This window comes from Robertkochia flava, from assembly GCF_020166515.1.
Taxonomy (GTDB): Bacteria; Bacteroidota; Bacteroidia; order Flavobacteriales; family Flavobacteriaceae; genus Robertkochia; species Robertkochia flava.
In genome coordinates, this window is the sequence record NZ_JAINZT010000006.1 from 330,843 (window position 1) to 345,590 (window position 14,748).

Consider the following 14,748-nt stretch of genomic DNA (forward strand, 5'->3'; position numbering starts at 1 on the left):
TAAAAAATTCTAATTTTAGAAAAAGCTTTTCCCTATGTCCAGGTACCCGGTATTTTTGATCACTGTACTATTCGCTGCTCTTTTTTGCAGCTGCAGGGAAGACTTTACGTACCGATCATCCACCGGAGAACTGCGCTTTTCGAGAGACACCGTTTACCTTGACACTGTTTTTAATAGTCTCAGTACATCCACTTATAACCTTAAAGTATACAACACTTCGAATGACGATATCAGGATACCTGAAGTAACCCTTGAAAATGGAGAGAACAGTGCGTTCAGACTTAATGTAAACGGGCAGTCAGGCAAGACATTCACTGATGTGGAAATACCGGCCAAGGACAGCATTTACGTTTTTATTGAAGGTACTTTCGACATCACCGATTTCAACGGGCAAAGTTTCCTGGCCACTGACGCCATTAACTTTGGAAATACCACCTCCCGCCAGCAGGTGCACCTGGTAACACTTGTAAGAGATGCCGTCTTTCTCTTTCCGGACCGGAATTCGGGAATCACGGAGACCATCCCCATAGGTACAGATGAATCCGGGGAAGAGATCAGGATCTCCGGCTTTGAGCTCGATGATGATGAACTGATCTTCACCAACGAAAAGCCCTATGTTATCTACGGATACGCTGCTGTACCACCAGGAAAAACCCTGGAGATCATGGCGGGGTCAAGATTGCATTTTCATGAAGGGTCCGGTATCCTTGTACAAGACGGAGCCAGTATAAAGGTTACCGGGGAATTAAGTTCAGACCCCGTTGCCCTTGAAAACGAAGTGATCTTCGAAGGCGACAGGCTGGAACCCCTGTACAGTACAATTCCCGGACAATGGGGTACCATCTGGCTTGCACCGGGGAGCATTGACAACTCCATCAGACACCTTACGGTAAAGAATGCGATCGTAGGAATGCTTGTCGAAGGAAATGCCGGTGCTGCATCACCAAAATTATTACTGGAAAATACCAGGTTCCTTAACAGCTCCAACGTTAATATTTTAGCACGAAACACTTCTATACGCGCATCAAATACCGTCACCGGAAATGCAGGACAGGTAAGCCTGTATCTTACCGAAGGTGGCAATTACCAATTTACACACTGTACCGTGGCCAATTTCTGGAATTCCGGGTTGCGAAACTTTCCGGCACTTCTTATCGATAATTTCCGCCAGACCGATGGAGGTACTGCAGAGGTATTTCCATTGGCAGAGGCGAATTTTACCAACTCCGTCATAACAGGTAACGCCAATGTGGAGCTTGTACTCAATAATGACCCCTCTCAGGCTTTTAACATATTTTTTGACCATTGCCTTCTCCAGTTCGAAACCACCAACAGCGAACTTCTGAACAACCCATTATACGATTTTGAAAATACTTCAATTTATAAGGCCGTTATCCGCAACCAGGATCCTGGCTTCGAGGCACCGCTTGCTGAGAAATTCAGGCTAACCCCTGGTTCCGCAGCCATTGATGCCGGAAATCCGGCCACACTAGCCGACTTCCCTCTTGATATTTCGGGAATGGAAAGAGATGAATTGCCTGATGCCGGAGCTTTTGAATTTAGCGGGAATTAGTATTCTTGGCCATGATATACTTACTGAGGTATCTGGCAGCCATATTACGTTGATCCATCAACATCTGCCCTGTGAAATTTCCTGAACGGTGAAATGAAAGATCCAACATACAGGCGTTGATCCTCCCGGCAAAGGTTTTCTCATAACTCTCCCTTCTGAATCTGTGGTCAATAATTCGAAAACCCTGTTCAACCGCCTTGATCCAAGACTCCTTATCGGTGTAGAGTGTTATCACCGCTGCTGTAAAATCTTCCCCAAGAGGTACTACCGCTCCTCCCCAATTCGTCTTATCCGAGATACCCTCTGCTCCAACCGGCGTGGTCACCGAAGGTAATCCGTTTTCCATAGCACGGATCAGCTTTCCTTTTAAGCCGGCTCCGAAACGCAGAGGCACCAGGCACACCCTGGCTTGCTGCATTACAGCATCAACATCTTCTGCCCGCCCGTGAAAAACAACATTTCTTTTTAGTAATACAGAGGATGTTTTTAAGGATTCCGGCATATAGGCCCCGTAAATATGTAATTTCACTCCGGGAAGCCTCCTGTGAATTTCTTCCCATACCCCTTCTTCCAGGCACTTTATGGCATCTGCATTGGGTTCGTGAAAAAAATTCCCTATAAATACGATGTCTGCTCGGTGTTGATATCCGGGAAGTTCATTCCTCTCTTGAATTAATCCATCTTCTGCAAATAAGGGATGATAAACCAGAATATGGGCGGGAACTCCAAAAATAGATTGAAGAACTTCCATCTCGTGTTCTGAAATGATCAGCGTAAGGTCGCAGCGGTAAATAGCAGCGATCTCTCTTTTGGCTAAGGCATCCCTTTTCAATACAGCAGGATCCGGATCAAGAGGGTCACCTGCTGACTTTTGACGGAACTTCCTCAAAAAATGAAGGTCTTCAGTGTCCAGTATTCGCAACGCATTAGGCACATGTTCAGCTACCCTCCAGGAGAACTGTTCCTCCATCATAAAGCGGTCAAACAGAACGATCTGTGGATCAATGCCAGAGACCAGGGAATCAAAATTATTGTCATTCACTGCGATCTCATGGGTTGTAACCCCCAATTTACCCAGGTCAAATGCAGTATCCGGTTTTTGAGCCGGCGTACCAAATTGCACCTCATACCCTTCCTCCCGGAAAAACCGGATAAGCTGCAACATACGAATGCCCGCAGCCGAGGCCGTAGGTTCCGGCCACACATATCCTATAATGAATACCTTTTTCACACTGTAAATTTAAAATAAAAAACCCCGAAAACTGCGTTTTCAGGGTTTCTGTACATCATCAGATGTCTAATATTATTAGGATTGGAACAAAGGTCTGTGCCCCATAAGTTCCTGAACTTTTGCCTTAATGGTATCCAGTCGGGTGTCGTCGTTGTTATTCATTAAAGCCTCATCAATAAGGGTAGCTACGGTTGCCATGTCGGTTTCTTTTAATCCTCTTGTGGTTATAGCAGCTGTACCAATTCGGATCCCACTGGTAACAAAAGGACTTTGATCGTCAAAAGGCACCATATTTTTATTCACCGTGATTTCTGCCTTACCCAGGGTTTCTTCCGCCAGTTTCCCGGTCAGATCCTTATTCCTGAGATCAATAAGCATCATGTGATTATCGGTTCCCCCGGAAATAATATGATACCCCATCCCTGTTAAGGCCTCGGCCATGGCTGCCGCATTTTTCTTAACCTGAACAATATAATGAAGGAAATCGTCGGTTAGCGCCTCCCCAAAAGCAATGGCCTTTGCGGCAATGATATGTTCGAGAGGACCTCCCTGGTTACCTGGAAATACGGCACTGTCAAAAAGTGAAGACATTTTTCTCAGGTTTCCGTTCTTTAGCTTTAAACCAAATGGGTTATCAAAATCTTCTCCCATCAGGACCAGGCCTCCACGTGGCCCTCTCAGGGTTTTATGGGTGGTTGTGGTTACCACATGACAGTGAGGTACAGGGTCGTTAAGAATACCCTTGGCGATCAGGCCTGAGGGATGTGAGATATCTGCCATTAAAAGTGCTCCCACCTTATCGGCAATAGCTCTGAAACGTGCAAAGTCGATATCGCGGCTGTAGGCCGATGCTCCTGCTATAATTAACTGAGGTTTTTCCTTTTCGGCGATCTCCTCGATCTTATCGTAATTTAACAGGCCGGTTTCCTTGTCTACACCATAGAATATAGGGTTGTATAACTTCCCTGAAAAATTTACAGGAGACCCATGGGTGAGGTGACCTCCATGAGACAGGTCAAAGCCCAGGATCTTATCTCCCGGCTTAAGGCACGCTGCAAAAACAGCAGTATTGGCCTGAGACCCACTATGGGGTTGTACGTTGGCCCAGGCAGCACCAAAAAGCTCTTTGGCTCTTTCAATGGCAAGGGTTTCCACCTTGTCTACCACCTCGCAGCCTCCGTAATAACGCTTCCCGGGATAACCTTCGGCATATTTGTTGGTAAGAACAGAACCAGCAGCCTCCATTACCTGGTCGCTGACAAAGTTCTCTGAAGCGATTAACTCTAATCCGTTTAACTGCCTTTGTTTCTCAGCCTGGATAAGTTCAAAAATTTGCTCGTCTCTTTGCATTATACAGTTTTTCGTTAAAGAATGGTCAAAAATAGCAAATACATTCGGTAAATAAAGAGAATTTAATACCTTTAAAATCTATTTTTTGAACACAAAACCAACAACGAAAATATGCCGATTTTAGCTAATGATCCGACGAGAAAATCCTGGATAACAGTCAATAAGGATTCCGATTTCCCCATCCAGAATATTCCCTTCGGAGTTTTCTTAACACGGGATGATGTGATTACCATCGGAACAAGGATTGGTGATAAAGCCATCGATCTGGGTGCTCTGCACCAACTTGGATATTTTAAGGACATTCCGCTGACTGATGATATTTTTCTTCAGGATACATTAAATGACTTCATATCTGACGGAAAAAAAACATGGAGGCTGGTAAGGAACCGTATCGCCGAGATCTTTGACCAAACGAACCCGGAGCTAAGAGACAATAAAGAACATTGCACTATCGTATTATTCGATCTTGAAGAGATCGAGATGCAACTCCCGGTTCAGATCGGAGATTACACCGACTTTTACAGCAGTAAGGAACATGCCACCAACGTAGGCAGCATGTTCAGAGACCCTGATAATGCCTTACTTCCCAATTGGCTTCACATCCCGGTTGGCTATCACGGAAGAAGCTCCTCTATCGTTCCCAGCGGGATCCCTGTTCACCGTCCGGTTGGACAAACCTTACCCGCCGGTTCCGAAACCCCGGTTTTCGGCCCTTCTAAACTGGTAGATTTTGAATTGGAAATGGCCTTTATTACCACAGATGCAAATCATCTTGGAGAACCTATCCCGATTGAAGAAGCGGAAGACTACATCTTTGGTATGGTTTTATTTAATGACTGGAGTGCACGTGATATTCAAAAATGGGAATACGTGCCCCTGGGCCCCTTCCTGGCGAAAAACTTTGCCTCATCGATCTCTCCGTGGATCGTAACACTTGATGCCCTGGAGCCCTATCGCACTTCGAGCCCGGAGCAAGATCCCAAACCTCTGCCATACCTTCAGTATGAAGGAGAAAAGAGCTTTGATATTCACCTCGAGGTTGATCTTACCCCGGAAGGAGGAGCCGCTCAGACCATTACCCGAAGTAATTTCAAATATATGTACTGGACCATGGCTCAGCAACTCGCCCACCACACAGTGAACGGATGTAACGTAAACAGTGGCGATCTGATGGGTAGTGGTACCATCTCCGGTCCCTCGCCGGATTCCTACGGATCGATGCTGGAACTTACCTGGAGAGGAGAGCGTCCGATAAAAATGAAGGATGGCAGCGAGCGTAAGTTCATTGAAGACGGAGATACAGTTACCCTGAGAGGGTACTGTGATAACGGCACCACCCGTATTGGCTTTGGAGAAGTTAGCACCAAGCTTTTACCCACATTTAACAAAGAGAAAAAGAAGTAAATTTCATTAAGAAAATACCTATGTTTTTTAAACCCCTATATATTTTATAGGGGTTTTTTATTACTTTAGCCCCGAATCCCATAACCAACTGAAACCTATGAGGAAAGCTTTACTTCTGGCTGTATTAGTGCTTTCAACAGCCTGCAGCAGTGTTAAAAAAACACAAGTAGCACTGAATTCAGGTAATTACGACGGAGCTATTTCCATAGCCCTTGATAAACTTCGTGATAATAAAACCAAAAACGGAAATCAGCCATACATCATCATGTTAGAGCAGGCATTCGCCAAGGCCACCGACCGGGATCTTCAACAGATTCGGTTTTTGAAGGCCGGAAACAATCCTGCAGACCTGGAAACTATCTTTGAAACCTACAACAAGATCACAAACCGACAGGATCTGATTCGTCCCCTCCTCCCCCTTTACCTGAAGGATGAGAACAGAAAGGCGCAATTTGAATTCAAGGACTACACCAAACAGGTGATCGCATCCAGAAATGAGCTTTCAGATTATTTATACGAACACGCCAATCAATTACTTGAAGCAGGCAGCAGCAAGTACGATTACCGGCAGGCATACGACGATCTGAGTTACCTTAACAATATCAATCCCGGGTATAAGAATGCGGAATTTCTCATGCAGGAAGCACGAGCGCTTGGAGTTGATTATGTAAAGGTTGCCATGAGTAATTCCAGTGATAAAATCATTCCTGAAAGACTGGAAGATGATCTTCTGAACTTCAACACCTATGGCCTCAACGACCTTTGGACCGTTTATCACAACGAACCCCTGGAAGATGTAGCCTACGATTATGAAATGGAATTGAATATTAAGGAAATTAACTTCACCCCGGAACAGGTCAGTGAAAAGATCGTTATCAGGGAAAAACAGGTTCAGGACGGATATAAATATATCCTCGACCAAAACGGAAATGTCAAAAAGGACAGTCTGGGCAACGACCTAAAGGTGGAAAATTTCATTACGGTTCGGACAAAATTTCAGCGATATACTCAGTTTAAAGCTGTGAATGTGGTAGGTCAGATTAATTTTAAAGACCTGCAATCCGGTCAAATGGTAAACTCCTACCCGCTTGGCAGTGAATTCATTTTCAGGCATTTTTACGCCGAACACCAGGGTGATCAAAGAGCACTGGAAGCAGCAGACCTGGAATTGCTACAGGCAAAACTGGTTCCATTCCCCACCAATGAAGAAATGGTATATAATGCCGGGGAAGACATCAAGAACAGGGTGATCAATATCCTTAAGCAGCAACAATTCGATGAGCGCGGAACCCGCTAAAAGGATTCATTACTTTCTAAGCATATTTTTTCACCCTTGCATCAAAACGGAATTAATGATCAAAAGAATATTCCTCCTGGCTCTGGCACTGGGCAGCATGTTTGCCGCTCAGGCCCAGGAGCTGTCGGAATACGACAGGGAGCTTATGAAAATGTTTCAGGTTAGCGGAATGGAAAATACCTATACCGGACTCCTGGAAACCCTTATGAAAATGCAGGCAGAGCAGTACCTGGAAGTACCACAGGAAATCTGGACAGAGCTTAATAATGAATTTTTAAAGTACGGAATCCGGGAGTTAACAGTTATGCTTAGTCCGGTATACCAAAAGCACCTTTCCTTATCAGACCTTAGGTCCATCACCGGTTTTTACACGTCTGCACCCGGGAAGAAACTGGCAGAAGCCACCCCCGGAATTATGCAGGAATCCATGCTAATAGGTCAACAATGGGGACAGAAAATCGGAGAGGAATTTGCGAGGAAACTGGAGGCGAGAGGGTATTAAAATCGTAGAGGTTTTACCGCACCTGCAGGGCTGCTGAAGCGTAAGAATTTGTATTTTAGTCTATAAACCAGAAAAAACATCGTCGTATGCGTCCAGCTTTTTACCTATTGATCCTGATCGCCCTTGTATCCTGTGGCCAGCCACAACCTACAGAAAAGGAAAACTTGCCCCTTTACGATGTTGATGTAGAGACCCGAATTCAGGATCTTGGCATCACCCTTACCCCACCTGCGGCACCCGTAGCCAATTATGTGAACGCAACCCGTGCAGGAAATCTTGTTTTTCTTGCCGGTAAAGGGCCGAGAAAAGCAGACGGCACATACATCTCAGGCAAGGTTCCTTCCGAAGTTACCGTGGAAGAGGCCTATGCAGCAGCCCGTCTTACCGGCATTCAGCTTCTCAATGCCCTGAAAGCAGAGATCGGCGACCTGAATAAGGTTGAACAGGTGATCGAGGTTTTCGGTATGGTCAACGGCGATCCCGACTTTGGCGACCATCCTGAGGTGATCAACGGATGTTCTGATTTATTGGTCGAGATTTTCGGAGATCGGGGAAAGCATGCCCGCGCAGCGGTTGGAATGGGATCACTCCCTTCGAATATTGCTTGTGAGATCAAAATGATCGTCCTCGTCCGGGATTAAATTAAACCAATAGCGTATGAAAACAACAGATGCTCCGGTAATTGTAAGTCAATCCTTTTCATTGCCGGGGGAAAGGATTTGGGAGGCCATTACTCAGCACAGGGAGATGGTTCAGTGGTATTTTCAGGATATTCCCGATTTTCGTCCCGAAGTTGGATTTACAACCTCATTTACAGTGGAAAACGAGGGGCGTAGCTTTACGCATACCTGGGAAGTAGTTGAGGCTACCCCTAATAAATGCATTGCATATCAATGGTATTACAAGGAATATCCCGGATGCTCTGTGCTGCGCATGGAACTCCTCGATAAAGAACAGACCACCGAACTACAGGTATCTCATCTTGTCACTGCAGATTTTCCTTCCGGTATTCCCGAATTCCAACGAGAGCAATGTGAACTGGGGTGGAAATATTTTATTCAGGATGCCTTAAAGCAGTACCTGCTCGGGAAGACCGGGGAATAAATCCTTTCTTAAAATACCTAGCCCGGGATCGTCCTGTCCAAATGTCGGCAAGAAAAATGCTGACATGTCTGATAATTTCTTATTTTTAATAGACTCCATTTCTTACCCCCCCTGCCTGCAATAAACAAACCATTATGAGGTATCAGATTACCTATGCAGGAATCAATAAGGTGGTTGAGGCTGCAGACGACCTCGATTCATTACTTGACATTTCCATCCGCAACCAACTTCCTCATCTTCACGAATGCGGGGGACATGGCCGATGTACCACCTGTCGCGTAAGAGTCCTTGACGGAATACAAAATCTTACCCCGAAATCCCCGCTTGAAAAAGAAGCTTCCTTCCTGCGTAAATGGGACCCTTCCATTAGACTTGCGTGCCAGACCTACCCAAAAGGAGATGTGGTACTACAGCGACTGATATGGTCTATGGCCGAAGTCACCTCCCTGCAAAAGGAACTTGCACCAGAGGGCAAAGCCGAGGAGCGGCCCATTACCATTCTCTTCTGTGATCTTCGGAACTTTACCCCCTTGTCTTCAAAAAGCATGAATTTTGACCTGGCCTATATGCTCAACAGGTTTTACACTGCAATGGGGGAACCCATATTAATGAACAACGGCATAATCTATCAGTATGTAGGCGACGAAATTATCGGGGTATTCGGTACTACCGGCGGAACCCGGGAAAAGAACTGTACTGACGCCATCAGGGCGGCCCTGGGAATGCAATATGCCCTGGCCCATCTCAACCAGGTGGAATTAAAAGACCTGGATATGGAACTTCAATCCGGAATCGGTATCAATTTTGGAAAAGCATATGTGGGACATCTGGGACACCCCACCCACCGCCAGTTTTCGGTGATTGGTGACCCTGTAAATGTTGCCAGCAGAATTCAGGGGAAGACCAAAGAAACCGGCACTAAAATACTGATCTCAGAGAGCGTATTAAACAGTCTTCCGGAAAATGTTCTTGACACAGGTCAGAGTTTTGAGCTGGAACTCACAGGTAAGGAAGGTCTTGCCCGGTTAACTGAAGTCAGGGGATTCAGGGAGATGGATACACAACTGGAATTGCAGTCTTCGCTCCACCTTATGCTTGACGACCAGGATAAATTTGCCTCCCTCTTTTACGATAAGGTATTTAGTATCAGTCCTGAAACCCGTTCCCTGTTCAAGCGAAACATGACCGATCAGGGCCGGTTGCTTACCCATATGCTGTCGGGAATAGTCTACACCCTTGCCAGGCCCGACCACCTGGTAGAAGGCATAAGAGCCCTGGGGAGAAATCACCAAGCATACGGGGTTACCTCCGCTCATTATCCTGTGGTAAGAAAGGCCATGCTCGAAACCATAGACCAGGTGCTGGGTAATAATAAAACCCAAAACACCATGACTGCCTGGACAGAAAGTCTCGATTTTATACTGAAGGAAATGCAACAATCGCAATCGTAAACCCGGGGCACCTAACATGCCCGGAACAAGCATTGACACTCACGGAAAACCTATTGGCTGAACAGGGATTCAGGAATTACCTCAATAGCCTGTTCCGGATTACCGTCAGACAGCGCCCTGATATCAATGCGAACCGGAGGTTGTGGGTTCTGAGCTTCCGTTCCCGGTGCAGGATTTCTCTCCAGGTAAAAAATATCGACGTACCTCGATGGAAAAACAGCAGAAATCCTGGCCGGAACATCCCCTACATTTTTAAATCCGTGCGCTTGTTTGGCTCCAATAAATATGACCCCTCCCTGCTGTACGATCTGTTTCTTGTTACCCAGTCGGGCTTCAATAGTGCCCTTATCAACCATCATCACCTCTTCTGAGGTATGCATATGCAATGGGATCTGATCTCCCGGAGCAATTTTTTCACGAAAGACCACCATATTTTCCACCCTTTCTCCCTCTTTTCCGGGATCAGTGCTAAAAGAAAGATAGGAATCCGGGCGGTAATCATCCGGATCGTCAAGATCGGCAACAGAAACGTATTTAAAATTGTGTATTACGGCCATAACAGTGTTGATTTTGGTTGTACTATTAAAGGTACACAGAAAGTCACAAAAACATTTGGAAAAACTCAGGTCTCGAATTACCTAAGTCTTTCATCCTCAAATATATTCCCTCCAGAGCATTGTCTTGACATGTCAAATTACTTATATTCGTTTAAGAAATTGAAAGCTCATGACACGACAACTACTGCAAGTTTTATGCTTTTTGCTTATTGTACCGTCCTTTTTACATGCGCAATCTTCCTTCCCGGAGAAATGCCTTGGAACCTGGGAAGGTATGCTCCATATCTACAGCAGGGGCCAGCTTAAAGACAGTGTTCCTGTAACCCTGGAAGTGGAAAGAACTGCTGACCCTGCTACCTTTCAATGGGTAACCACCTATCATTCTGAAGAGCATCCTATGGTAAAACCCTATCAGCTAAAATTGCAGAAACCCGGATCCAACACCTATGTGATGATCGAAGAAGATGATGTATCCTTATTCATGTATGCTTTTGACAATAAGCTTTACAGCCTGTTTGAAACGGAAAACACCATCCTTAGCAACACCTATGAACTCAGAGATAACACCCTGTTGTTCGAGGTGAATTCCGCAAGTCAACAGGCAACCGGATCTGTGGTAAACAGCTACCAGATCGATTACCTTCAAAAAGCAGCTTTCACAAGAAAGAAACCCTGACATATTGTAAGTATTTCCCTCCCCTCCCCTTATATCTTTGGTGGATAAGTTGTTGATAACAATTATTACAAAAATTGTAAGTAATAAGCTAATTTCCATAAATTTAAACAACACAGTCGTTCAAAAACAACCCCAAAACCTTGGAATCATTACCTTTATTATGGACCAGGTATCAGAAAATTACGGCATATTGGGCAAAGGCTCCAACTCATCTAATCAAACTTCTTTCAGCTCCCATTCGGAGAAGAGAAGCTCCGGAGAGATGGTCAAAAAAATAAACTCACCGCTGTTTCTCAGCGATGAAGAGCTTGAACTTATCAAAGACCGGATCCGGAAAAAGCACCATACCAATACCACCCGGCTTTTAATACTCTATGGTCTGCTGCTCATTATCCTGCTTTCGATCTTCAGTTATTTTGATTTTCTGGGGTAACCCTTCCCCCGTCAGGGGTATGTCTGAAATGAATCACCTGTATGTAAGTGCATTTCCTATTCTGAAGCCCATCAAAATAAAACTTCCTGTTATTACCTTCTAAGTTCCTGCTTTCCGTTGCATATGCATCAAGGTGAATACATCACCTTCACATAAGACAAGCCACTGAATCGGCACCCGGAACCATTCCAGGCTCTCTAGAATGCCTTCCGTAACGATCCCAACTTTTGATCGCCCTGAAACCCTCTTACGCAACCAGGCTCATTCCATGTTTTATTGTAAATTACTATAATTCAAACCCTTCGTTTTAACAATATGCAATCCTTTACCCTCAGGCAAGCGACCAAGGACGATTACCCCGGGATATATGTTCTTCTCAGGAAAGCCTTTAAAGATGATGAAAACAGTGCTCACAACGAAGCAGAGATCGTTGCAGGACTCCTTAGGGAGGAATCCTTTTTAGCGGAGTTTTCAATAGTGGCTGTAATGGACGATCAGATCATAGGCTATATCCTCCTTTCACCAATTGAAATTATAAATGGCCCCGAAGTAAACAAGGCCCTGGCCCTCGCACCCCTGGCCGTGCATCCATCCTTGCAGCGCATGGGTATAGGTGCGGCGCTTATAGAAAAAGTACATGAGCTAGCCGAAGAAAAAGGTCACTCCCTTATCCTAGTAACAGGACATGACACCTATTACCCCAGATTTGGGTACCGGGAAGCCAAAAATTATAGTATCAGCGTTCCCTTTAATATCCCATCGAAATTTGTCATGGTAAAATTCCTGAACGGTTATTCGGGAAAGGCCATTAGTGGAAAGGTAAAATACCCTGCCCCTTTCTATTACTAAACAGATGCTGTTTTTTTGTAACATAAGGAGACGATATACTACTAACAGGTTAGAAATAACCGTTATATGACCATTCCCATTCCCAGAACAGGATTTCAACGACTCTTATTTTTGATCTTTCCCCTTTTGGCCATTACTACAGCCTGGATCATGACCGGCGACCCGGAACTCATAAAAAAGCCGGGAATAAGCCTCGGGATCACAGTAGATCTTATTTTCTTAATCCCGGTATCTTGGTTCTTTTTTATCAGAAGAACTCAAATTCCCCTCATCACCCTGGTACCGGTAACCCTCATCTGTATCGGACTCACTTCTGTTCTACTGCCGCAACAGTACCAGGAAGAGTTGTCCTTTGTAAAGCTTTATCTTGTTCCTATTCTGGAACTGGGAGTGATCCTGTTTATTATTTTAAAGACCAGTATGGCCATGTCCCGGATCCGAAAAAACCTTGATCCCGGGAGAGATGCATATGAGGTGATCAGGTCTACCTGCAAAAGTATGATCCAATCAGAAAAAGTCGCTTTGATCCTGGCCACAGAGGCAGCCATGTTCTATTATGCCTTTGCCGCGTGGAGCTCTGTTCCTACAAAAAAAGGTCAATTCTCCGGGTATAAGGAAAGTGGGGTCATTCCCATTCTTTGCGGAGTTTTGCTCATTCTGTTGATCGAAACTATCTGGCTGCACAAGTACCTTCTTACCCTTAGTTCAGTCCTGGCCTGGATCGTTCTTGGCTTAAGCATTTACTCCGGCATCCAACTTTTCGCACATTTAAAGGCCTTACGAAACAGGGCACACTCCCTAAATGAAACCGATCTAACCCTCAGGTACGGTTTATTTTCTGAGGTTACCATTCCATACGGGTTTATCCGAGAAATTGTGCTTACTTCTGAGCTACCTGAAAAAGGAACTTCCAAGAAACTGGCATTACTTGGCGAAATGGAACCGCATAATACGGTATTGAAACTTACCCGGCCTGTCTTTATAAGAAAGGTCTATGGCCTGAGGGCAAAAGCCACCGAAATTTGTTTTCAATGCGACCACAATAAGGAACTTCAATTACAATTAAAGGAAAGGATTCAGAAACAACAGGGTCAGGAATAACAGGAATACTAAAGAACACCCGGAAATGGAGTATTAAGAATGGGGAGTTCAGTCGTTTTTTTAGTAGCTAGATAATTCAGATATTTGAAAAAACCTCCGAAACATGGAAAAAGTGAGCTTACAAAATCATTGGGAAGAAGTATATAAGAAGCAAGATTCCCCTGAAGCTGTAAGCTGGTACCAGGAGCACCCCCAGGTTGTAATGGAATGGATCGAGGAGCTACTCCCCGACCGATCTTCTTCTATCATAGACATCGGGGGTGGCGACAGCACGCTGGCACATGCACTGCTGCAGAAAGGCTACCAGCACGTATCGGTTTTAGACATCTCCTGTAATGCGCTGCAGAGAGCACGTAAAAACCTGGGAGAAGAGGCCTTAAAGGTCAACTGGATCTGTGAAGATGCAGCCGTATTCCAGCCCTCAAAGTCATACGACCTTTGGCACGACCGGGCCGCCTTCCATTTTCTGAATTCCAAAAAGCAAAAAGAAGGCTACAAACAGGCACTTACAGCCGGGGTAAAACCCGGTGGTTGGGTAATGCTGGCAACATTTTCCAAGGAAGGTCCTCGGCGGTGTAGTGGTTTAGACATCACACAATACTCCAAAAAAGAACTTCAGGATTTCATGGGCAGAGCCTTTAAGCTCGAAAAGGCGGTGTTTTTCGATCATACAACTCCCGGGGGTAAGGTGCAGAATTTCCTCTACACCCTTTTCAAGCGCATCTGATCTTCTAGAGATGTTTTAGAATCTCTCCCATATGGATTCCCGTATGTGATTCGTCATAAACCACCTCCCCTTTTTTAATAAGGAGGATTTGCGGACTTTCATGACGAACACCGAAGGCTTCAGCCACCATGTCAGATACTCTGCGGTACTTGATCAGGTCTATAAAATAGGGTTTTAGGCCTTCCCCTCCAGGTTCATATTCCCGTTCCAGGCGATTTAAAACCATAGAACTGATCCCACAACGGGTACTGTGCTTATAGATCAGAACGGGAATATCGTAAGACATCTCCCGAATCTGTTCTAATTGCCTCTCATCCTGTAATTGCTCCCAGGGAAGTGACGTTTTTTCAGGATCCCCGTTACTTCCTAAAAAAGAACCAAATAGCTTCATTTCTCAAAGGTTTTCTCTCATTTTGGCGTACATCCCAAAAACATTCCAACGTCAAATTGTCTGTATAAATTCTTCATTACCAGCCATTTTGACCGATTATAT

The 14,748-nt window shown here is 45.0% G+C and carries 16 protein-coding genes; 12 read left to right on the forward strand and 4 right to left on the reverse strand.

Translation table 11 applies throughout. The features are described 5' to 3' along the window. Positions 1 to 34 precede the first annotated feature (34 nt). On the forward strand, positions 35 to 1,573 hold the full coding sequence (locus tag K7R11_RS10595) for a choice-of-anchor Q domain-containing protein (RefSeq protein WP_224490597.1): 1,539 nt from the start codon (positions 35 to 37) through the stop codon (positions 1,571 to 1,573). Here the strand turns inward: K7R11_RS10595 and K7R11_RS15100 are convergent. After that, positions 1,560 to 2,804, reverse strand: a complete 1,245-nt coding sequence (locus K7R11_RS15100) for a glycosyltransferase family 4 protein (RefSeq protein WP_224490599.1) — start codon at positions 2,802 to 2,804, stop codon at positions 1,560 to 1,562. The genes K7R11_RS10595 and K7R11_RS15100 overlap by 14 nt on opposite strands. Positions 2,805 to 2,879: 75 nt before the next feature. Next, positions 2,880 to 4,154: a serine hydroxymethyltransferase gene (glyA, locus tag K7R11_RS10605; RefSeq protein WP_224490600.1), complete on the reverse strand. Its 1,275-nt coding sequence runs from the start codon at positions 4,152 to 4,154 to the stop codon at positions 2,880 to 2,882. 111 nt (positions 4,155 to 4,265) lie between these two features. On the opposite strand from glyA, the gene fahA reads away from it, so the two are divergent. The 6 genes from fahA (at position 4,266) to K7R11_RS10635 (ending at position 9,912) form a co-directional block, all read left to right on the forward strand. Next, complete coding sequence (fahA, locus tag K7R11_RS10610) at positions 4,266 to 5,558, forward strand: fumarylacetoacetase (protein WP_224490601.1); 1,293 nt, start codon at positions 4,266 to 4,268, stop codon at positions 5,556 to 5,558. A gap of 97 nt (positions 5,559 to 5,655) precedes the next feature. After that, the gene (locus K7R11_RS10615) at positions 5,656 to 6,855 is read left to right on the forward strand and encodes a hypothetical protein (protein ID WP_224490603.1); all 1,200 of its coding nucleotides are present in this window, start codon (positions 5,656 to 5,658) and stop codon (positions 6,853 to 6,855) included. 55 nt (positions 6,856 to 6,910) lie between these two features. Next, positions 6,911 to 7,357, forward strand: a complete 447-nt coding sequence (locus K7R11_RS10620) for a DUF2059 domain-containing protein (protein WP_224490605.1) — start codon at positions 6,911 to 6,913, stop codon at positions 7,355 to 7,357. Positions 7,358 to 7,443: 86 nt separating this feature from the next. Further along, entirely contained in the window at positions 7,444 to 7,998 is a 555-nt protein-coding gene (locus tag K7R11_RS10625) for a RidA family protein (protein ID WP_224490607.1), read from the forward strand. Between the two features lie 16 nt (positions 7,999 to 8,014). After that, positions 8,015 to 8,461 (forward strand): SRPBCC family protein, encoded by a 447-nt coding sequence (locus K7R11_RS10630; protein WP_224490609.1) that lies wholly within the window; start codon positions 8,015 to 8,017, stop codon positions 8,459 to 8,461. A gap of 134 nt (positions 8,462 to 8,595) precedes the next feature. Further along, on the forward strand, positions 8,596 to 9,912 hold the full coding sequence (locus K7R11_RS10635) for an adenylate/guanylate cyclase domain-containing protein (RefSeq protein WP_224490611.1): 1,317 nt from the start codon (positions 8,596 to 8,598) through the stop codon (positions 9,910 to 9,912). Between the two features lie 50 nt (positions 9,913 to 9,962). On the opposite strand, the gene K7R11_RS10640 is transcribed toward K7R11_RS10635, so the two are convergent. Next, positions 9,963 to 10,469, reverse strand: a complete 507-nt coding sequence (locus tag K7R11_RS10640) for a cupin domain-containing protein (protein ID WP_224490613.1) — start codon at positions 10,467 to 10,469, stop codon at positions 9,963 to 9,965. A gap of 169 nt (positions 10,470 to 10,638) precedes the next feature. Here K7R11_RS10640 and K7R11_RS10645 point away from each other — a divergent pair, with 169 nt between their 5' ends. The 5 genes from K7R11_RS10645 (at position 10,639) to K7R11_RS10665 (ending at position 14,255) form a co-directional block, all read left to right on the forward strand. Next, positions 10,639 to 11,145 carry a hypothetical protein gene (locus tag K7R11_RS10645; RefSeq protein ID WP_224490615.1) on the forward strand — a complete coding sequence of 169 codons (507 nt, stop codon included), beginning with the start codon at positions 10,639 to 10,641 and terminating at the stop codon, positions 11,143 to 11,145. Between the two features lie 262 nt (positions 11,146 to 11,407). Then, entirely contained in the window at positions 11,408 to 11,578 is a 171-nt protein-coding gene (locus K7R11_RS10650) for a hypothetical protein (RefSeq protein ID WP_224490618.1), read from the forward strand. A gap of 315 nt (positions 11,579 to 11,893) precedes the next feature. Further along, complete coding sequence (locus K7R11_RS10655) at positions 11,894 to 12,427, forward strand: GNAT family N-acetyltransferase (RefSeq protein WP_224490619.1); 534 nt, start codon at positions 11,894 to 11,896, stop codon at positions 12,425 to 12,427. 66 nt (positions 12,428 to 12,493) lie between these two features. Further along, the gene (locus K7R11_RS10660; RefSeq protein WP_224490620.1) at positions 12,494 to 13,528 is read left to right on the forward strand and encodes a hypothetical protein; all 1,035 of its coding nucleotides are present in this window, start codon (positions 12,494 to 12,496) and stop codon (positions 13,526 to 13,528) included. 103 nt (positions 13,529 to 13,631) lie between these two features. After that, entirely contained in the window at positions 13,632 to 14,255 is a 624-nt protein-coding gene (locus tag K7R11_RS10665) for a class I SAM-dependent methyltransferase (RefSeq protein WP_224490621.1), read from the forward strand. 4 nt (positions 14,256 to 14,259) lie between these two features. Here K7R11_RS10665 and ytxJ read toward each other — a convergent pair whose 3' ends face one another. Beyond that, on the reverse strand, positions 14,260 to 14,646 hold the full coding sequence (gene ytxJ, locus K7R11_RS10670; protein ID WP_224490623.1) for a bacillithiol system redox-active protein YtxJ: 387 nt from the start codon (positions 14,644 to 14,646) through the stop codon (positions 14,260 to 14,262). Positions 14,647 to 14,748 lie beyond the last annotated feature (102 nt).